This window comes from Escherichia sp. E2661, from assembly GCF_004745185.1.
In the GTDB taxonomy this organism is placed as follows: Bacteria; Pseudomonadota; Gammaproteobacteria; order Enterobacterales; family Enterobacteriaceae; genus Escherichia.
In genome coordinates this window covers 12244-31773 of record NZ_PDIG01000037.1, presented here as the reverse complement: position 1 = coordinate 31773, position 19530 = coordinate 12244, and the positions used below count along the sequence as shown (strand labels likewise).

General features: G+C 52.2%; 15 protein-coding genes and 2 pseudogenes. 1 reads left to right on the top strand and 16 read right to left on the bottom strand.

Annotated features, from left to right (window positions below):
- The 16 genes and pseudogenes from wcaJ to wza form a co-directional block, all read right to left on the bottom strand.
- Window positions 1-1396 (bottom strand): annotated as a pseudogene (gene wcaJ / locus CRI63_RS19155) (undecaprenyl-phosphate glucose phosphotransferase).
- Window positions 1397-1450: 54 nt separating this feature from the next.
- Window positions 1451-2821: a colanic acid biosynthesis phosphomannomutase CpsG gene (cpsG, locus tag CRI63_RS19150; RefSeq protein WP_130219638.1), complete on the bottom strand. Its 1371-nt coding sequence runs from the start codon at window positions 2819-2821 to the stop codon at window positions 1451-1453.
- A 192-nt stretch (window positions 2822-3013) separates the two neighbouring features.
- Window positions 3014-4450 (bottom strand): mannose-1-phosphate guanyltransferase, encoded by a 1437-nt coding sequence (cpsB, locus tag CRI63_RS19145; protein ID WP_135520464.1) that lies wholly within the window; start codon window positions 4448-4450, stop codon window positions 3014-3016.
- Between the two features lie 2 nt (window positions 4451-4452).
- Window positions 4453-5676 (bottom strand): colanic acid biosynthesis fucosyltransferase WcaI, encoded by a 1224-nt coding sequence (gene wcaI / locus CRI63_RS19140; RefSeq protein WP_135520462.1) that lies wholly within the window; start codon window positions 5674-5676, stop codon window positions 4453-4455.
- Window positions 5673-6152: a GDP-mannose mannosyl hydrolase gene (gene gmm / locus CRI63_RS19135; RefSeq protein WP_135520621.1), complete on the bottom strand. Its 480-nt coding sequence runs from the start codon at window positions 6150-6152 to the stop codon at window positions 5673-5675. The genes wcaI and gmm overlap by 4 nt, the downstream gene beginning before the upstream one ends.
- 2 nt (window positions 6153-6154) lie before the next feature.
- The gene (fcl, locus tag CRI63_RS19130; protein WP_135520460.1) at window positions 6155-7120 is read right to left on the bottom strand and encodes a GDP-L-fucose synthase; all 966 of its coding nucleotides are present in this window, start codon (window positions 7118-7120) and stop codon (window positions 6155-6157) included.
- Window positions 7121-7122: 2 nt separating this feature from the next.
- Window positions 7123-8244 carry a GDP-mannose 4,6-dehydratase gene (gene gmd / locus CRI63_RS19125; protein ID WP_000048207.1) on the bottom strand — a complete coding sequence of 374 codons (1122 nt, stop codon included), beginning with the start codon at window positions 8242-8244 and terminating at the stop codon, window positions 7123-7125.
- 26 nt (window positions 8245-8270) lie between these two features.
- Window positions 8271-8819: a colanic acid biosynthesis acetyltransferase WcaF gene (gene wcaF, locus CRI63_RS19120; RefSeq protein ID WP_135520458.1), complete on the bottom strand. Its 549-nt coding sequence runs from the start codon at window positions 8817-8819 to the stop codon at window positions 8271-8273.
- A 15-nt stretch (window positions 8820-8834) separates the two neighbouring features.
- On the bottom strand, window positions 8835-9581 hold the full coding sequence (wcaE, locus tag CRI63_RS19115; RefSeq protein WP_135520456.1) for a colanic acid biosynthesis glycosyltransferase WcaE: 747 nt from the start codon (window positions 9579-9581) through the stop codon (window positions 8835-8837).
- A gap of 10 nt (window positions 9582-9591) precedes the next feature.
- Complete coding sequence (wcaD, locus tag CRI63_RS19110; RefSeq protein WP_088475006.1) at window positions 9592-10809, bottom strand: colanic acid polymerase WcaD; 1218 nt, start codon at window positions 10807-10809, stop codon at window positions 9592-9594.
- Complete coding sequence (wcaC, locus tag CRI63_RS19105; RefSeq protein ID WP_135520454.1) at window positions 10784-12001, bottom strand: colanic acid biosynthesis glycosyltransferase WcaC; 1218 nt, start codon at window positions 11999-12001, stop codon at window positions 10784-10786. Before wcaC ends, wcaD begins: the two co-directional genes overlap by 26 nt.
- Window positions 11998-12486 (bottom strand): colanic acid biosynthesis acetyltransferase WcaB, encoded by a 489-nt coding sequence (wcaB, locus tag CRI63_RS19100; protein ID WP_135520452.1) that lies wholly within the window; start codon window positions 12484-12486, stop codon window positions 11998-12000. The genes wcaC and wcaB overlap by 4 nt, the downstream gene beginning before the upstream one ends.
- A 2-nt stretch (window positions 12487-12488) precedes the next feature.
- Window positions 12489-13328: a colanic acid biosynthesis glycosyltransferase WcaA gene (wcaA, locus tag CRI63_RS19095; RefSeq protein ID WP_135520450.1), complete on the bottom strand. Its 840-nt coding sequence runs from the start codon at window positions 13326-13328 to the stop codon at window positions 12489-12491.
- A 92-nt stretch (window positions 13329-13420) separates the two neighbouring features.
- Window positions 13421-15582, bottom strand: a pseudogene (gene wzc / locus CRI63_RS19090) (tyrosine-protein kinase Wzc).
- 2 nt (window positions 15583-15584) lie between these two features.
- Window positions 15585-16028 (bottom strand): low molecular weight protein-tyrosine-phosphatase Wzb, encoded by a 444-nt coding sequence (gene wzb, locus CRI63_RS19085; RefSeq protein ID WP_000482891.1) that lies wholly within the window; start codon window positions 16026-16028, stop codon window positions 15585-15587.
- Window positions 16029-16033: 5 nt separating this feature from the next.
- Window positions 16034-17173: a polysaccharide export protein Wza gene (wza, locus tag CRI63_RS19080; RefSeq protein ID WP_000978094.1), complete on the bottom strand. Its 1140-nt coding sequence runs from the start codon at window positions 17171-17173 to the stop codon at window positions 16034-16036.
- A gap of 660 nt (window positions 17174-17833) precedes the next feature.
- Between wza and CRI63_RS19075 the strand changes: the two genes are divergently transcribed.
- Complete coding sequence (locus tag CRI63_RS19075) at window positions 17834-19417, top strand: TerC family protein (protein ID WP_135405205.1); 1584 nt, start codon at window positions 17834-17836, stop codon at window positions 19415-19417.
- Window positions 19418-19530 lie beyond the last annotated feature (113 nt).

The following is a 19530-nucleotide window of genomic DNA, read 5'->3' as shown; positions in this document are numbered from 1 at the left end:
TCAATATGCCGCTTTGTTAACGAAGCCTTTGAACACCGTCAGGAAAACGATTTTGATATCGAACCAGACGCTCCATTCGCGGATGTACTCAAGGTCGAACTCGACGCGTTTTTTCCATTTTCTCCAGCGTGTCGGTTTCGCCGCGCCAGCCATTAATCTGCGCCCAGCCAGTAATGCCAGGTTTCACCTTATGGCGCAGCATGTAGCCTTCAATGAGCTGGCGATACTGTTCGTTATGCGCCACTGCGTGTGGACGTGGACCCACAATCGACATCCCGCCGGTCAGTACATTGATAAATTGCGGCAATTCATCCAGCGAGGTGCGGCGCAGAAAGTTCCCCACTTTGGTGACGCGCGGATCGTTCTGCGTCGCCTGAGTCACCACTTTGTCGTTCTCCATCACTTTCATGGAACGGAACTTCCACACTTTGATCGGCTTGCCATCCATGCCGTAGCGAGTCTGGCGGAAAATGACCGGCCCTGGTGAACTCAGTTTCACCGCCAGCGCAATGCAGCACAGCACAGGGGAGATCAGCAGCAAGATCAACGTCGCCAGCACAATATCTTCCGCACGTTTGAGCAGGCGGTTAACCCCGGAAAGCGGCGTGTCGTATAGCGGCACCACCGGAACGCCGTTCATCTCTTCGATACGGGAATGAAGAATATTGAAGGTAAAAACATCGGGGATCAGCAGCACCGAACAGGTGGTATCCGCCAGTTGATGGACCAGTTTTTTCACGCGCGCGCCGTCGCACATTTGCATCGCGATATAGACGTTATGAATCTTGCCCGCTTTCGCGTCCTCGACCAGCTGTTGCAGATTACCCGCCCAGTCGTTAGAAACGCCGCCCGGTTTCGGGTCGTGGTAAACGCCCACCACTTCAAACCCTAACCACGGCTGATTACGGAAGCTCTCCATCAGCATTTGTCCGGCGGCTAAATCCCCCGCCACCGCGACCATCCGCTTGTTATAGCCATGATTACGCAGCCAGCCCGCGCCAATGCGAATACATGAACGGCAAACCACCAGTCCGATACTGGTCAGCCCATACCACGCCAGCCAGATTTTCAGTTGCGTGTCGAAATCATTGTTGAACGCCACCAGTCCGGCGCTGAAAATCACGCTTAAGGTCCAGTTTTGTAGCAGCAGGGCAAATTCTGTCGCTGCCCGAACACCGCGCCATGAGCGATAAAAATCGGTGATGCCGCCCAGCATCTGGAACACCACCAGCGTAATCAGCGCCACCAACAGGTGCATGTAGAGGAATGACAGTCCGCTGACTTCGCAAACCAGCCATAGTCCGGCAAACATGATGGTGATATCTGAAAAGCGTTGCACCATAGAGATTAACGATGCATTGGTTTTCGCTCGCTCGCGCTTTTTTAGATTTGTCATCGTTGTTCCTGTTATTAGCCCCTTACCCGCAGTGGGGTAAGGGAAGATCCGACATTACTCGTTCAGCAACGTCAGCAGAGTTCGCGTTCGCGCTTCCATCAGCGGCACATCACCGCGCGATTCCACATTCAACCGCACCACCGGTTCGGTGTTGGAAGAGCGCAGGTTAAAGCGCCAGTCGGCAAAGGTCATGCTGATGCCATCGGTGCGATCCACCGCCAGCGCCTCGCGGCTAAAGTGCTGTTCGACGCGGTTAATCGCCTCAACGGGTTGCACCAGTTTGCTGTTGATCTCACCGCTTGCCGGGAACGCCGCCATCCGGTCGCGCACCAGTTCGCCCAGCGTTTTTCCTTTCAGGCACACCAGTTCAGCGACCAGCAGCCACGGGATCATGCCGCTGTCGCAGTAAGCGAAATCACGGAAGTAGTGGTGGGCGCTCATTTCACCACCGTAGATGGCGTCTTCCTTGCGCATACGTTCTTTAATAAAGGCGTGTCCGGTTTTCGACATCACCGGCGTGCCGCCTGCGGCAGTCACCACATCAACGGTGTTCCAGGAAAGACGCGGATCGTGGATGATCTTCGCGCCGGGATTTTTTTCGAGGAATGCTTCTGCCAGCAGGCCGACAATGTAGTAGCCCTCGATAAACTGCCCTTTTTCGTCAAACAGGAAACAGCGGTCAAAATCGCCATCAAAAGCAATGCCCATATCTGCGCCGTGTTTGATGACCGCATTGCGGGTGTCATCGCGGCATTCTGGCAGCAGCGGGTTAGGAATACCGTTGGGGAAATTGCCGTCCGGCGTGTTGTGCACTTTGATTAATTCCACAGGCGCGCCGAGGGCCTTAAAGCGGGCTTCGATGGCGTCCACCACCGGACCCGCAGCGCCGTTCCCGGAGTTGATCACCAGCTTGAGCGGCGTGAGGTTTTTGACGTTGATATAACCGAACAGGTGATCAACGTAAGCGTCACGCAGATTGATTTGCTGATAGCGGCCGCGTTTGGTTTCATCGACGGGAGGGAAGTCGTTGGCTTCTGCCAGACGCTGGACATCGCGCAGTCCGGTATCGCCGCTGATCGGGCGAGCCCCTTCGCGCACCAGTTTCATGCCGTTGTAATCCATCGGGTTATGGCTGGCGGTAACTTCAATGCCGCCATCAACGCCGAGATGGAAAGTGGCGAAATAGATCTCTTCGGTGCCGGACATACCGATATCCAGCACATCGACGCCCGCATCCTGTAAACCTTTTGCCAGCGCCAGTTTTAAGGTTTCGCTGGTGAGGCGGACATCACCACCTAACACAATGGTTTTCGGTTTGAGAAATTCGCCATAAGCGCGACCAATGCGCCAGGCAATATTTTCATTCAGTTCTTCGCCTAATTTTCCACGAATATCATAGGCTTTAAAGCAGGTTAATTTTTTCATGTCGTTACCCTTTTTCAGGCAATAGTTGGCCCTGACCGAAGCGGCCAATTTTGTTTTTGTCGTTATTTACATCGCTGTTTCGCATTCATTGCCTGATGCGACGCTGCCGCGTCTTATCAGGCCTACAAACCCGAACCGTAGGTCGGATAAGGCGTTCACGCCGCATCCGACAAACAGCGCCTGATGCGACGTTTACACCCGTCCGTAGCGATCCGCGAAACGCACCACATCATCCTCTTCGAGATAAGAGCCGGACCGCACTTCAATTAAATCGAGCGGAATTTTCCCCGGGTTTTCCAGGCAATGCGTCGCCCCCAGCGGAATATAAATGGACTCATTTTCACCAAGCAGTTTGATATCACCGTCAATGGTGACTTTTGCCGTTCCCGCGACAACCACCCAGTGTTCTGCCCGGTGATGGTGCATCTGTACCGATAAGCCTTCGCCCGGTTTCACAGTGATGCGTTTCACCTGGTAGCGGTCGCCTGCGTCGATAGAGTCATATTTGCCCCACGGGCGATACACTTCGCGATGCACCCGATGCTCATGGCGACCATCGGCTTTGATCTGCTCGACCACTTTTTTCACATCCTGCACCGCGTTACGGTCGGCAATCAGCACCGCATCTTTGGTCTGTACTACCACCAGATCTTTCACCCCGACGGTGGTTACGAGGCCAGATTCGGCATACACATAGCTGTTTTCGGTTTTGTGATTAATCACATCGCCGTGGCAAACGTTGCCCTCGGCGGTGTGGGCGCTGATCTCCCATAATGAAGACCATGAACCGACATCGCTCCAGCCCGCATCCATCGGCACCACAACGGCATCTGCCGTGCGTTCCATGACCGCGTAATCCACCGACTCTTCCGGGCAGGCGAGAAATGCTTCTTCATCCACACGAATAAAATCGAGATCCGGATCGACGGCGCTCATCGCTTTTTCACAGGCATCGAGAATATCCGGGCGATATTTTTTCAGTTCTTCGAGATAACGTCCGGCGCGAAACAGGAACATGCCGCTGTTCCAGTAATATTCGCCGCTTGCCACATAGGCCTGAGCGGTTTCCAGATTCGGTTTTTCGACAAACTGCGCCACTTCAAAGGCCACCGCATCCTGCTCGCCCGCAGATACTTCACCGCGACGAATATAGCCATAACCGGTTTCAGGTAGATCCGGCACAATGCCGAAGGTCACCAGCTTGCCCGCTTCGGCATACGGCATGGCATTACGCACGGCGGCGCGGAACGCGTCTTCATCAGCAATCACATGATCCGCCGCCAGCACCAGCATTAACGGGTCGCTCTCCGGGCTATGACGTGTTGCCGCCAGCGCCGCCAGCGCAATGGCAGGTGCCGTGTTTCGCCCTGCCGGTTCGAGAATAATGTTCTCGGTGAGTTTGTTCAGTTGGCGCAGCTGTTCCGCGACAATAAAGCGGTGCTGCTCATTGCAAATCACCACCGGGCTTTCGCACTCCACGCCGTTCAGGCGGCAGATGGTGGTTTGCAGCATGGTGAGATCGCCTTTCAGGCATAAAAACTGCTTGGGGTAAAGTACGCGGGAAAGCGGCCATAAGCGGCTACCGGAGCCACCTGCCATCACAACTGGATAGAGTTTCGACTGCGCCATAATTATCCCCGAATATCATTTATAAATTGACGTAACACGTTCTCTTTATCGAGCGTGCGTTCGGCATATTCACGTGCCACCGTGTTGTGTTTGGGCAGCAGAAGCGCCTGACGGATCCCCGCCACCAGCGCCTCGACCGATTCCGGTTCCACGCAAACCGCAATGCCCGGAAAGGTTTCGCAAAGCTGTCCCAGTTCTGTGTGGGCCTCTGCGGTAATCACCGCGTTACCACCTACTGCCAGAATATTGGTCAGTTTCGACGGCAATACGGCATCTGCCGCGCCGCGTTTTTGCACCACCAGATGGCAATCGCCCATCTTCAGCAGTGCGGGTAAAGCGTCATACGATTGCAGCGGAAAAAATTGCATGTTGTGCAGTCCACGCTGCTGCGCCATTTTTTCCAGCCGCGCTTTGCCGCCGCCCTGCCCAACAATGGCAAAAATCAGCGGTTCATCGCGCAGGAGATCGGCAGCTTCAATAACGTTTTCCAGCCCCTGCTTTTCACCAATATTGCCGGAGTAAAGAATGATTTTTTTGTTATCCGGCAGGCCAAGCTGGTTACGAAGGGCATCAACACCGGCCTCTGCGACATGCTGAAAACGGGCAATTTCCGACCAGTTGGGGAAGAAGATGACGCTTTCCGCCGCCACGCCTTTTTCGATGGCTTTATTCATCATCGAACGCGAAATCGTGGAGACGTTATCGACGTTATGTAGTCCGCTACGCTCAAACGCCGTTGCCAGCTGTGCCACTTTGCCGCCTTTGCCTTTTCCGGCAAGGCCCAGCCCCAGCATGGCGTCCACTTCGTAATCCTGAATATGCAGCACGGTACGCGCACCAGAGAGTTTCGCCAGCAGGCGCATTCCCGGCGTACAAAACAGCGTTGGCACTACGCCGATAATGCGATCCGGCTTCCAGCGACGTTGCGCCATCAACGGGAAAAAACTGCTGACGGCAAAACTGCCGAGATGCAACAAGCGTTTCAGGGTGCTCGGCTGTTTTGGCACGTACAGCGGGCAGCGCCACACCGTGGCGGCCCCCTCTTCTCGTTTGTACCGCCAGGCGGAATAGTTCTCGCCCACCTGCCACTGCGGGTAGTAAGGCGGTGCGGTAATAACCCGCACCTCATGACCTTGTGCCGCCAGCCATTCCACCATCTCGCCGGTGTATTTGCCGATACCGGTTAACTCCGGCGAGTAGTTAATGCCGTAGACCAGTATTTTCATAATCCGGGTACTCCGGCACGCTTCTCAGCGAGAAAATAGGCGCGGCTGTTAGCGTGAACATCGTTACTGGCGAGCAGCGCGTCCGGCGTCAGCCAGCGGTAATCGTCATGCTGCTCATCCGGCAGTAACAGATCTTCTTCAGCGACTCTGAAGCGAAAACCGAGCACCACATAGTGAGTGGTGAAATCCGTGCCGGAGAAGTTATCGTCATAAAAGTGCTGCCAGACACCGTAAAACTGGCCTACTGTTATCGGCAGACGCAGCCCCAGTTCCGCCATCGTCAGCCGCTCAAATGCGGCTTCCAGCGTTTCGTCTTTCTGCACGCGCCCTCCCGGCACAAACCAGTAACCCTGCGCCGGGCGGTTGGTTCTTTTGCCAAGCAGAAACTCGCCGCGACTGTTCTCGACAATAAAGTCGAGAGAGACAAGCGGTGTGGAGCGCACTACCGTGGCAAAGTCTTCCTGACGTAAAAACATCATTACCCCCGAAAGCGGTCTTGATTCTCAAGGAACCACTGGTAAGTGCTGGCAAGCCCCGCTTCCAGTGAGATTTCGTGATACCAGCCAAGCTGATGCAGGCGCGTCACATCCAGCAGTTTGCGCGGCGTACCATCTGGTTTACTGGCATCAAAAACCACCCGACCTTTGTAACCCACCACTTTGGCGATGGTTTGCGCCAGTTCACGGATGGTGCAGTCAACGCCCGTGCCGACGTTAATGTGCGACAGCATCGGCTGGGTATTTTCCAGCCAGACTTCGTGCGCCAGCTCCATCACATGAATGCTCGCCGCCGCCATATCATCGACGTGCAGGAATTCACGCATCGGTGTACCGCTGCCCCACACCACCACGTCCGGCGCATTCTGTGCCGTCGCCTCGTGGAAGCGACGCAGTAATGCTGGGATCACATGCGAATTACTCGGGTGGAAGTTGTCATGCGGGCCATACAGGTTGGTCGGCATGACTGAGCGGTAATCACGTCCATACTGGCGGTTGTAAGATTCGCACAGTTTGATCCCGGCGATTTTGGCAATGGCATAAGGCTCGTTGGTCGGCTCCAGCGTACCCTGCAACAGCTCGCTTTCTGCCATCGGCTGTTTTGCCAGTTTCGGGTAGATACAGGACGAACCGAGAAACAGCAGTTTGTTCACGTCGTTCTGATGCGCGGCGTGAATGATGTTGCTCTCAATCATCATGTTCTGGTAGATGAAATCCGCCGGATACGTGTTGTTGGCAACAATGCCGCCCACTTTCGCCGCCGCCAGATAGACCTGGTCAATGCGTTCGCTGGCAAAGAAATCATGCACCGCGCGGCTGTCCAGCAAATCCAGCTCGTCGCGGGTGCGTAATACCAGCTCCACATCACCGCGCTGTTCGAGCTGACGCCTGATGGCGGAACCAACCATCCCACGATGGCCAGCGATAAAGATTCGTTGTTTACGCATGTTTATGACTCCAGCGCGATCGCCACGTCGTAGCCGTGAGATTTCAGCAGAGAGTGTTTTTTCGCCGCTTCGAGGTCATTAGCCACCATTTCAGACACCATCTCTCTGAGGGTGATTTCCGGTTTCCAGCCCAGTTTTTCGTGCGCTTTGGTCGGGTCGCCGAGCAGCGTTTCAACTTCAGCCGGACGGAAGTAACGCGGGTCAACGGCGATAATCACATCGCCCGGTTTAACGCCCGGCGCGTCATGCCCGGTGACGGAAACCACAATGCCCTTCTCTTCAACGCCCGTGCCTTCAAAGCGCAGTTTGATGCCCAGCTGTGCTGCCGCCATTTCCACGAACTGACGCACGGAGTACTGAACGCCGGTAGCAATAACGAAATCTTCTGGTTGTTCCTGTTGCAGCATCATCCACTGCATTTTTACGTAGTCTTTGGCATGGCCCCAGTCACGCAGGGAATCCATATTGCCGAGGTACAGGCACGACTCCAGCCCCTGGGCGATGTTGGCGATTGCGCGGGTGATTTTGCGGGTAACGAAGGTTTCGCCGCGGCGCGGGGATTCATGGTTAAAGAGAATACCGTTACAGGCGTACATGCCGTAGGATTCGCGGTAGTTAACGGTGATCCAGTAGGCGTACAGTTTGGCGACCGCATACGGAGATCGCGGGTAGAACGGCGTGGTTTCTTTCTGCGGAATTTCCTGCACCAGACCGTACAGTTCAGAGGTGGAAGCCTGATAAAAACGGGTTTTCTTTTCCAGACCGAGGAAGCGGATCGCCTCCAGCAGGCGCAGCGTACCCATCGCATCAACGTCTGCGGTATATTCCGGTGACTCAAAAGAAACCGCAACGTGGCTCATTGCGCCCAGGTTGTACACTTCATCCGGCTGCACTTCACGCAAAATGCGCGTCAGGTTGGAGGTATCACTCAGGTCGCCATAATGCAGATGGAATTTCGGGTTGCAGGTGTGCGGATCCTGATAAATGTGATCCACGCGCTCGGTGTTGAATGACGATGCACGACGCTTAATACCATGCACCTCGTAACCTTTTTCCAGCAGCAGTTCTGCCAGGTAAGAACCGTCTTGTCCGGTTACACCGGTGATGAGAGCGACTTTTGACATGTCTTATTCCTCTGTATTTTTTGAATTTATTCAGTTTCAACGCGTTCGCGTATCACCACTGCGGGATTCCCCCGGCAAACCACATTTGCCGGAAGCGATTTAAAAACACTGCTTCGCGCACCCACGACGGTGCCGTCGCCGATCGTGACGCCAGGGGCAACAAAAACATCTGTCGCCAGCCAGCATTTCTCGCCAATCACAATAGGCGTGGCGTTAATGGTGAAATGTTGACTTGCATGGTCGTGGCTACCGGTGCATAAGTAACTTTTTTGCGATATCACCGAATGTGCGCCAATGGTTATTTCACCGAGGGTATATAAATTGACGTCATCGCCGACCCACGCGTAATCAGCTAAGGTTAATTTCCACGGATAGGTAATTTTTACTGACGGACGAATAACTACGTTTTTTCCTATTTTTGCGCCGAATAAACGTAATAAAAAAGCCCGCCAGCGATACAATACTTGTGGCGACCAGGCAAATAATGTTGCCTGTACTGCCCACCACAATTGCACTTTAATAGCGTTGCCGCCCCGGAACCCTTTCGGCACCGAGAATCCACTTAAATCCTGCATCGTTTTCCCTTATATTCAGCTTTTGTTATATAAGGCTTTCGTCTTTGAGGTAGTACGTTGGCGTAAATGCCAGGATAATTCTGCCCAGAAGCCAGGCACATGTAATATCTGCCGTTGGACTTTTTTCGCGTCTGCACACAATTCCATATTATTGGTGGTTGATACCCCACCCATGGAAAATTCAGACACCAGGCCATTGAGTTTTTTAAATGCATAACCGGCTTTATACATTTTGGCTGCCAGCGCGTAGTCGGAAGAAACTTTATATTCCAGGTCATAACGCCATTTTTTCAAGCCGGATACCGGGAAAAATATCGCCTGATGACTGGCGGGCAGGCTGTGATAAATATACCAACCCGGTTTGGCGCTACGTTTAATTTTATGCCCGTCGCCAAAATTCAGCAGCGCATCGCCGGTGATCATCATGTTATCTTTTTGCATTTTTAACTTACGGACAAAATTTGCGGCATCCTGATGAAAAATATCGCCCGAGTTGAGAAACAGCGCGAACTTGCCTTGCGCCATTTCAATACCTTTGTTCATGGCGTCGTAGATACCGTTATCTGGCTCACTGACAAAGCGTAGGTTATAGATACCATTGAGATTTTCCAGGTACTCACGGGTGCCGTCGTTGGAACCACCATCGACAACAATCCATTCGAAGCTGATATCGTCCGCCTGCGCCAGATGCGCCAGCGAGGCATAGGTTTTAGCAATCCCTTCAAGGTTACGAAATGCGACAGTGATTATGCTAAGCAACATGTTCTTATTCTTACCTCGTAATATTTAACGCTTTTCGCAAAATAAACGGACAGACGATTAAAAATGCATATTCCGGGCTAAATATCGAACCGGTAAAAAACAGCGATACCGGGGTGAAAAGATATAATTGCACGCGAAAATTGCGGTTATCACCAAAAGCGTTGATCATCATTTTTATCACTTTCCCCATGTACCACAGCGATAAAAAAACTGCGAACCAGGAAAAATAAATAATCAGCAGATACAAACCATTGTCTATGGTTTTTCCGACATCCGCACCGTTAAATATTCCGAATGATGCGACATATTCATAAAGTGAGCCAAATCTGACTACACCGTCAATATGGGTCAAAGAATAACCGACCATCACCAGCGGACCGACAATACGATAATATGATGACGTTCCTTCCGTACCTAAATCGCCCAAGCGGGTGGAAATATAAGGAAACGCGATTACCACACCAACCAGGAATACAGCCAGAGAAATCAATGCTAACGGTAATTTTTTCTTAATCGCCTCTTTATTCAGATATTGAAATGCCCACTCCAGCAAATAAAACAGGATAAAGGTCATAACCCCTGAAAACGATCCGGATAATATTATCCCTGCGAGAATCATAGCATCGGTTTTAGGCGTTTTGATACCAAACTGTTTGATACTGAGCCAAATTGAGATTAATGCCAGAGCGAAAAATGCCGGTTCGAAATAAAGTGCTGTCGTGCGCTTGCCGCCGAATTTAATGAAATTCAGTACATAACTGTTGCTGTAAATCAGATACTTCGAAATCGACTCCATAATACTGCTGCCGCCGGTGAGGATAATTTGCGCCATCTCCACCGCCGCCAGCGCCACCACCAGCCCAACCACCAGATAAAAGAAACGTAATATCTTGCGATGGTTGTGTGGCGAAATCGTTTTAAAGCGAATACTCCACACCATGCCAATAATGATCACAATATAGACAAACAGCATGGTTGAAGTGACGTATTTACTGGCATCCAACGACTGACCAAACAGATAGTTGAACGCCGTGAGTCCCGCACCAATCCCTAAGGCAATCATCAATTTTTTAACGCTGATGCGCTCTAAAAACAGCAGTAACAAGACAGGTAAAAAAGTGACGATGGTGATGGGGAAACTTTCGCCAAGCTGGGCGATTTTGACGTTAACCAGCAGGTAGATCAGCGGCAGCAGCAGGTAGCTACAGATTCTGATAGAAGTTGACATACTCCTCCAGCATCTGTTGTCCACTGTAGGCGGCGCGGCTGCGTTGGCTGAACTCAGCCAGCGTGGTACAAAATATCGCCTGCGCGATTTCCGGTTTGCTTAACTGCACCAGTTGCAGCACCTCTTCTTCGCTGACGGTTTTACCGCCGGATTTTTGCAGCACTTCCCGCGCTGCATCGCTATGGGTGGCAATCACCGGCACGCCAATCGATAGCGCCTCACACAAAATCAACGGGTAGTTATCGACGCGAGAACTGAACACCAGCGAATCCATCTGATTGAGCGCGCTCATTAACTTACGTTTGTCGGTTTCAAAGCCGTGATTAACCACGTTGCCAGCGGTGAACGGCGAGAACTTACCGAAGGTATGCAGTTCGATTTTGTCGCCCAGCGCCATCATCTCGCGCACCAGTTGCTGGTTAGTTTTGCCGTCGTAACGCAGGTCATGCGCCACCACCGCGATTTTCGGCTTACCCTGAGTTTCGCGCACCGGAGGCAAATCCGCCAGAATCGCCTCGGTTGCCATATCAATCCCGTTATTGATAATCCGGCAACGCCCTGGACCGTACAGGCTATTGAAAGCATCAGCCACATGCTGGCTGGGGGAAATAAACTGACAGCCCAGTGCCAGCATCTCACGAAATAACTGGCGTTTGCCCGCCACCAGCTGGTGCGCGCGATCAATCTTCACCGGCGGATAGTTATTTAAGGTCGGGCATTTCTGGCAACCCGTTTTCCAGCCTTCGCAACCGTCGGTAAAAGCGCAGCGTCCGGTAACGCTCCAGTGGTCGTGCAGTGTCCAGACCAGCGTGACGTCCGGTTTATGGTTTTTCACTTTTTCGCAAAAGCGCACCACGCTCTTAAGATTCAACCAGTAGCTGTGCAGCACATGAAAATGCAGGACCACCGGACCCGCTGTGCGAGTAATGGTGCGATATAACTCATTGAAATTGCCAAACAGATCGCGATTAAACAGACGAAACAGGGCAATGTTCGCCATCGCGGTCATCCGCGGCGTATGTTTGATGACCTGCGGATAATTCTGATGGCTGACGCTCTCTTTACCGCCTTTGCCGTAGCCGTAGACAAAATGTGACGCCAGCCCCTGTTGCAGCGCACGCTGGTGGAGATCTAACGCCACACCTGCCGCCCCGCCTTCCGCCAGTCGCACATTAAATTGCAGAATATTCATTTAATTACCTTCACTCGCGCTTTTTCTCCCGCCACCAGCGCGTTATCCGGGACAGAGTCGAGCACCACGCTGCCCGCGCCCACGGTGACGTTGTTACCAAGCGTGATATCACCAAGAATTATGACGTTGGCTCCGAGTTCGACGCCGTTGCCAATGTGTGGACATGCCATGTTATCGGCGCCACGATTGCCGATAGTGACACCGTGGCGAATGGTGAAATCATCCCCCGCGACCACGTTTTTATTGATCACCACGGCGTAACCGTGATGGATAGTAAAGCGTCGGCCTATGGTCGCGGCGGCCTGGATTTCATAACCGAAAAAGCATTCGGTGATAATGCGATACAGCACCAGCAGCGGGGCCGCCCAAAGATTGTTGAGGACGCTCTTTTTGCGCCACACCGAACAAATATGAGCGGCGCGATAGGCAAGAACCATGCAGCACGGGCGTAAACTCCAGCTGTTGGCGCGCAGATCTTCCAGCATCTTTAGCGCCCCCGAATACCATCAGCCAGACGTTTGCCGTTACGCACCGACAGCAGCGTCAGCAAAGTGCGCCAGGTCATGCGTTTATTGCGGATCTGGTAGAGGGTAAACAGCTGATATTTTTTGCTGGCGCGGTCGAATTTGTCTTTGTGCTTGCGGTAAAAGTGGAAGTATCCGGAGAATTTTTTCGGTGACGAGGTGATCTGCATTTCGCCGTGATTGATATGCAGGATCTGCGTCGCCTCTTCTACTTTCCACGGCTCGCCGTACTCCACCACCATCCGCAGGAAGATGTCGTAATCCTGTGCCGCTTTCAGTTCGGTATCGAACAAGCACTCTTTGAAACGCCACGCCCAGGTAAAGACCTGATTGCCAATGATATTGCGTTTATAAAACAGGCGGCGTGAATACGGCGATTTGGGATACAGCGGCAAACTTGCCGGTTGGGAATAGACTTCGCCCTGGCAAACGTAGTCGTTAGCGTACAAAAAGGCGTGAGTGACCAGTTGCTGTTTATGGCCGAGGAAGACGCTCAGACGGTTGGGTGTCCATTCATCATCATCATCGATCCCGGTGATGTATTCCCCTTGCGCCAGCATAATCGCCTGGTTACGTACCGCGCACGCCCCGCTATTAATGTCGTTGTGAATGTAAGTGATACGCGGATCGTTGAGTGCGGTGACGTACTGTTGCAGTTGTTCCCAGGAGGAGGAGCAATCATCCACGATGATCATCTCCCAGTTGCTGTAGTCCTGGCGCAGGACCGATTTTATCGCCCGAATCGCCAGTTGTTGGCGGTTCCAGGTCGGCATATAAATTGAGATCAGAGGATTGTCTTTCATAGTTTGTTCTCCCGGCTTATGAGCTGGTTTGCTTGCCGGATGCGGCGTGAACGCCTTATCCGGCCTACGGGGCGGTGCGAATGCAGGTGTCGTTATTTCGCGTCCGACTTATATTCGTATTCGTAATAGCCATAATCCTGATACGCACTGGCGCGGCGGAAGATGGAGTTCAGAATCACCCCTTTCACCGGAATACCGTTTTGCTCAAAGCGGCTCAGACTGGTTTCCACTTCTTTCAATGTGTTGACCGCATAACGCGCCACCATCAACGTGGTTCCGGCGTGACGCCCGACAATTGCTGCATCGGTCACTGCCAGAATAGGCGGCGTATCAATCAACACCAGGTCGTAGTTTTTACTCGCCCAGTTCACCAATTCGGCAAAGCGTTCGCTCATCAACAGTTCAGAAGGATTTGGCGGCACCTGACCGCGCGGGATCAGGTCAAATTTGGCAATAGAGGTTGGTTTAGCAGCGGTAGTAATATCGCCCTGACCAATCAGAATTTCCGACAGGCCATTGACGTTATTGGTGCCCAACAGCTCGTGGGTGTAGCCTTTGCGCATATCACAGTCGATCAACAACACCCGTTTATTGGTCTGGCTGATCACCGCCGCCAGGTTGGCGCAGACAAAGGTTTTACCGATTGACGGGCTAACCCCGGTCATCATCAACACATTGTTCTGTGCCTGCATCATCGCGAAGTGCAGACTGGTACGCAGACTACGGATGGCTTCAATCGCCAGATCGGTTGGATTCCCCACCGCCAGTAGCTGGCTCTGTTTATAGCGTTTAACCCCTTTGATGGTTTTGACGCTATCGCGCGCTTTCTGCCATTCCGACAGCGGGATGCTGGCATAGACGCTAATACCGTGTTCTTCCAGCACCTGCGGGCTTTCGATGCCGCGATTAAACAACGAGCGCAGCAGTACACCCACGATAGAGAGCATCAGGCCAAGGATAATCGCGCCGAGGATAATCAGCCCTTTCTTCGGTTTCAGCACACCAGGCTGGGTGATTGCCGGGTCAACAATGCGCACATCGCCGACGGTGCTGGCTTCGGTGATTTTCAGCTCCTGCTCTTTATTCAGCAGTTGCATATAGACCTGCTGACCGGACTCGACATCGCGGGTCAGACGCACAATTTCCTGCTGGGTTTTCGGCATCGCCGTTACGCGACCATTAAGTTTGGCTTTTTCGTCTTCCAGCGCCTGACGTTTCTCCAGCAGCGTGCGGTACGCCGGATGAACTTTGGTGAACAGCTTGGAGATTTCCGCCTCTTTAAAGGTCAGTTCGTTCAGCTGCGCGTCGATGTTCACCATCGAATCGAGCACCGCTTTTGCTTCCAGCGGCAGATCAACAGAATCTTTATCCTGACGGAAGGCATTCAGTTTGTTTTCGGCGACATCAAGGCGGCTGCGTACTTCCGGCAATTGTTGCGCGAGGAAGGCGAGGCTTTTCGACGCTTCCGCCGATTTGCGCTCAATATTTTGTTCCTGATAGTTACGGGCGATGCTGTTAAGAATGTCGCGGATCTGTTCGCGATCTTCACCGGTATAAGTCAGGCTCAGTACGCCTGCGTCTTTGCCGTTCTCCGTTACCGTCAGGCTGTTTTGCAGTTGGTTGATCATCCCCAGCGTGGAGTATTTGGTGACGGTAAACTCACTGCCCGGGCTGGCGTGAATAGCTTCAACCATCAGCGTGACGCCTTCTTTTTTCAGCATCTGGCCCGCTTGCCCACGGGCGCTAAAGCCGCCGTCGCTGCTCAAGGTGTAGTTTTTTTGTCCAGCACATTAAGCGTAAACACCTGATCCGCCATCTCTTTCGGGCGGTTAAAGGTGGTCACTTTCACCGTCTCGTTCTGGCGTCCCATCAGGCGATCCCAGCCCGCACCGAAAATCGGGAACGTGTTTTTGCTCACCGCAATATCGAGGTCGAGATCGTCCACCGTTTTACCAAGCACCAGACGAGAACGAATCAACTGGATCTCGGCGTCCGATGCAGGCGGTTTGTTGGCTAACGCCGAGCCGATATCCTGCACCAGCGAATTGCCGCCGCTTTGCTCGATTTGTACCAGTGCGTCGGCACTGTATATCGGCGTAGCGAAGAAGGTGTAAACCACGGCACAGAGGGCAAATACGGCGGTGATGCCAATCACCCACCAGCGCGCTTCAATGACGGTGCCGACCAGGCGACCAATATCGATTTCATCACTGCCCGTTACCGGAGCGGCATGTTGTTTTACTTTTTCTGTCATTCTTATACCTGCTCTGCGTTCAATGCCTGCGCCCACTGGCGGGCAGACCGTTCAAGTAATGTGTACACCGCTGCAAACGTTTCCCGGCTTTTGCGATACGGATCGGGAATTTCACATTCGTTATCCCAGTGACCAAACAGCATCACTTTGCCGCGCATCTCAGGTGCCATCTCGCATAAGCGTTCGATATGGCGCTTTTCCATGGTCAAAATCAGGTCGTAGTTGCGACACAGACGGCGGCTGATTTGTCGTGCACAGTGGCCTTCCAGAGACAGTTGATGTTCTGCGGCGATGCTGATAGCGGTAGGATCAGCGCCCTTACCGACCAGCGCGCCGAGTCCAGCGGACTCCACTTTCAGCTCCGGGTGATAACGTTGCAGTAAGCGTTCCGCCGTCGGGGAACGGCAAATATTGCCGACACAGACAACTAAGATGTTGTTAAACATGACGATTACCAGTTATGAATGTCGCTGGCTGTATCCGTCATGTAACGGACACCGCTAATAGTTGGCAGCAACTGATTGATCAGACGGTTCCAGCGGGAAACCGGTGCGGTGGTGACATACACCACGTCATAAGGTTGCAGGCGGAATTCTGTCGCCATCACCAGCGACGTGGCATCGGACATATCCAGCTGGTAGATATTGGCAATCTTGCCGTTACGCCCGCCCTCGCCTTTCAACGGACGAATGACAAAGATGCCGCTGGCGTTGGAGGTGGTCATGTCGATGCCTTCAGCATTGCCCAGGGCTTCAGTCAGGGTCATGCCGCTAAAGTCCATTTTCAGGGTGCTCTGTTTCTTCACTTCACCCATCACAAATACTTTCAGATCATCATTACGCGGCACGTAGAGAATATCGCCGGGGTAAAGCAGGCGATTCTGGTTGAGGTCGCCGTTTTGCATCAGCGCCTGCAAAGAAATGCGTTCTTCACGACCATTGTGTGTTAGCACCACGTTGCGCCAGTCAGCGGTGTCGGTCAGGCCACCTGCGGCGTTGATGGCGTCGAGAATGGTCAGAGGCACGTTGGTAATGGCCTGTTGACCGGATTTATTCACCTGACCGGAGATATAGGCTTTTTGCGAGCGGAAGGCGGCGATATTAACGTCCACCTGCGGGTCAGCGATGTACGTCGCTAAGCGCCCGGTAATATCACTGCGAATTTCAGCGAGCGTTTTCCCCACTACGTGAACCTTGCCGATATACGGGTAGAACATGGTGCCGTCAGGCTGTACCCAGTTGCCAGTGTCGCTGGAGCTGCGGTACTGACCGGCTGGCGTGGTGAGTTCCGGGTGATCCCAGACGGTGACATTAAGAACGTCCCCCGGCCCGACACGATACTGGTAATTCGCGATCTCACTTTCCAGCGTCATATTGGGGCGCGCTACGTTGGGTCGTGGGCGTAATTGATCAATCAGGCGCGGGGTCAGCGGATAAACATTCACCATTTTGTCGAGATCGAAATCAGCGTCCTGCTGTTTGATGACGTCTTTACCCATCGTCGACATATTGCTGCCCGGAAGTACTGTGCAACCGCTTATCAAGGTTACTGACACCAATAATGGCATCAATTTCATTTTGGATTTCATCATTGTTTATTTATCACTTTGGCAGAGTAATTATCCTGTGCACTATTAATAGCAATGTCGCCATGCACATTTACCTTGCAGTTAATTGAATAAAAATTTAACTGGCATCAGTCCTAAAAAAAATTGATTTCATCCGCAGGCTATTGACAGAATAATTCAGACTGGTCTTTCAGGCATCCAGACACGCTACCGCCCCTGGCTTTTTAGCTACCAATACACTGATTTAGTTTAGATTTTCTAACTCTTTCATCATGCGATCGTTTATGAAAAAGCGTTATTGCGTGAATTAATTTTCCAGATATAAGGCGGCATTATGGTATTTGAATATTGGCGTTCCAATAATGCAGGAGGAAGTGTTACAGCTAACGGAATAGCAGGCAAGGTAACAATTCGGCAATTGGCTATTTTTAAGAATTATATTAAGTGTCATTCAATATGGTTTTTAGGAATTTCTTTATGTTGACAATAATTAATATGGCATCTTCACATGCGATATTTCTTAAATAATATTTTATTATTACCACTTTTAATTCAGGGATAATGCGATGTTATAATCCTCAAATAATGTGAGATAAATAGTGCCGCAACATTGCATTTTTGCCCTGATTTATCCATGATCGAATTGTGACATTTGTCATACAACGAATAGGTTTTGTACTTACTATGGAATGGATTGCCGATCCGTCTATCTGGGCCGGGTTAATCACGCTGATTGTGATCGAACTGGTCCTCGGCATTGATAACCTGGTCTTTATTGCCATCCTCGCCGAAAAACTACCGCCGAAGCAGCGCGACCGCGCACGGGTTACCGGGCTGCTGCTGGCGATGTTAATGCGCCTGTTACTGCTGGCGTCAATCTCCTGGCTGGTCACCCTGACTCAACCACTGTTCAGCTTCCGCTCGTTTACCTTTAGCGCCCGCGACTTAATCATGCTGTTTGGTGGTTTCTTCCTGTTGTTCAAAGCCACGATGGAGCTGAACGAACGGCTGGAAGGGAAAGACAGCAATAATCCCACACAACGCAAAGGTGCGAAGTTCTGGGGCGTGGTGACGCAAATTGTGGTGCTGGACGCCATCTTCTCACTCGACTCGGTGATTACCGCCGTCGGGATGGTCGACCATTTACTGGTCATGATGGCCGCCGTCGTTATCGCTATCAGCCTGATGCTGATGGCCAGCAAACCGTTAACCCAGTTCGTTAATAGCCATCCGACCATCGTCATACTCTGCTTAAGTTTCCTGTTGATGATTGGCTTTAGCCTGGTGGCGGAAGGTTTCGGATTCGCTATTCCGAAGGGCTATCTGTACGCTGCCATTGGTTTCTCGGTGATGATCGAGGCGCTCAATCAGTTGGCTATCTTTAACCGGCGACGTTTTCTCTCCGCTAACCAGACGCTGCGCCAGCGGACTACCGAAGCGGTAATGCGCCTGTTAAGCGGACAAAAAGAAGATGCGGAACTGGACGCCGAAACCGCGTCCATGCTGGTGGATCATGGTAACCAGCAGATCTTTAATCCGCAGGAACGGCGGATGATTGAGCGGGTACTTAATCTTAACCAGCGTACCGTCAGCAGCATTATGACGTCGCGCCATGATATTGAGCATATCGATCTCAACGCGCCGGAAGACGAGATCCGCCAGTTGCTGGAGCGAAATCAGCATACGCGGCTGGTGGTTACCGACGGTGATGACGCAGAAGATTTGCTCGGTGTTGTTCACGTTATCGACTTGCTACAACAGTCACTGCGCGGCGAACCGCTCAACCTGCGGGTGTTGATTCGCCAGCCGCTGGTGTTCCCGGAAACCTTGCCGTTGTTACCAGCCCTGGAGCAGTTCCGTAATGCCCGCACGCACTTTGCTTTTGTGGTGGATGAGTTTGGCTCGGTGGAAGGGATTGTGACATTAAGTGACGTCACTGAAACCATTGCCGGTAACTTACCGAACGAAGTGGAAGAGATCGACGCCCGCCATGATATTCAGAAGAATGCGGACGGTTCCTGGACGGCGAATGGTCATATGCCGCTGGAAGATCTGGTGCAATATGTGCCGCTGCCGCTGGATGAAAAACGTGAATATCACACCATTGCCGGGCTGTTGATGGAATATTTGCAGCGTATTCCAAAACCTGGCGAAGAAGTTCAGGTGGGGGATTATTTGCTTAAAACGTTGCAGGTGGAAAGCCATCGCGTGCAGAAGGTGCAGATTATTCCGCTGCGTAAGGATGGCGAGATGGAGTACGAGGTGTGATGGCATGTAGGCCTGATAAGACGCGTAAAGCGTCGCATCAGGCGTTTCGTTCAACCGGGAGAGTATGTGACATTGAAGGCTGTTCCGTTCACTTTATGTTCCTCGCTACTATG

Bases quoted from the DNA above. Each gene is read 5' to 3' on its own strand.
- cpsG (WP_130219638.1), bottom strand. From the start codon at position 2,821: ATGAAAAAATTAACCTGCTTTAAAGCCTATGATATTCGTGGAAAATTA.
- cpsB (WP_135520464.1), bottom strand. From the start codon at position 4,450: ATGGCGCAGTCGAAACTCTATCCAGTTGTGATGGCAGGTGGCTCCGGT.
- wcaI (WP_135520462.1), bottom strand. From the start codon at position 5,676: ATGAAAATACTGGTCTACGGCATTAACTACTCGCCGGAGTTAACCGGT.
- gmm (WP_135520621.1), bottom strand. From the start codon at position 6,152: ATGTTTTTACGTCAGGAAGACTTTGCCACGGTAGTGCGCTCCACACCG.
- fcl (WP_135520460.1), bottom strand. From the start codon at position 7,120: ATGCGTAAACAACGAATCTTTATCGCTGGCCATCGTGGGATGGTTGGT.
- gmd (WP_000048207.1), bottom strand. From the start codon at position 8,244: ATGTCAAAAGTCGCTCTCATCACCGGTGTAACCGGACAAGACGGTTCT.
- wcaF (WP_135520458.1), bottom strand. From the start codon at position 8,819: ATGCAGGATTTAAGTGGATTCTCGGTGCCGAAAGGGTTCCGGGGCGGC.
- wcaE (WP_135520456.1), bottom strand. From the start codon at position 9,581: ATGTTGCTTAGCATAATCACTGTCGCATTTCGTAACCTTGAAGGGATT.
- wcaD (WP_088475006.1), bottom strand. From the start codon at position 10,809: ATGTCAACTTCTATCAGAATCTGTAGCTACCTGCTGCTGCCGCTGATC.
- wcaC (WP_135520454.1), bottom strand. From the start codon at position 12,001: ATGAATATTCTGCAATTTAATGTGCGACTGGCGGAAGGCGGGGCGGCA.
- wcaB (WP_135520452.1), bottom strand. From the start codon at position 12,486: ATGCTGGAAGATCTGCGCGCCAACAGCTGGAGTTTACGCCCGTGCTGC.
- wcaA (WP_135520450.1), bottom strand. From the start codon at position 13,328: ATGAAAGACAATCCTCTGATCTCAATTTATATGCCGACCTGGAACCGC.
- wzb (WP_000482891.1), bottom strand. From the start codon at position 16,028: ATGTTTAACAACATCTTAGTTGTCTGTGTCGGCAATATTTGCCGTTCC.
- wza (WP_000978094.1), bottom strand. From the start codon at position 17,173: ATGATGAAATCCAAAATGAAATTGATGCCATTATTGGTGTCAGTAACC.
- CRI63_RS19075 (WP_135405205.1), top strand. From the start codon at position 17,834: ATGGAATGGATTGCCGATCCGTCTATCTGGGCCGGGTTAATCACGCTG.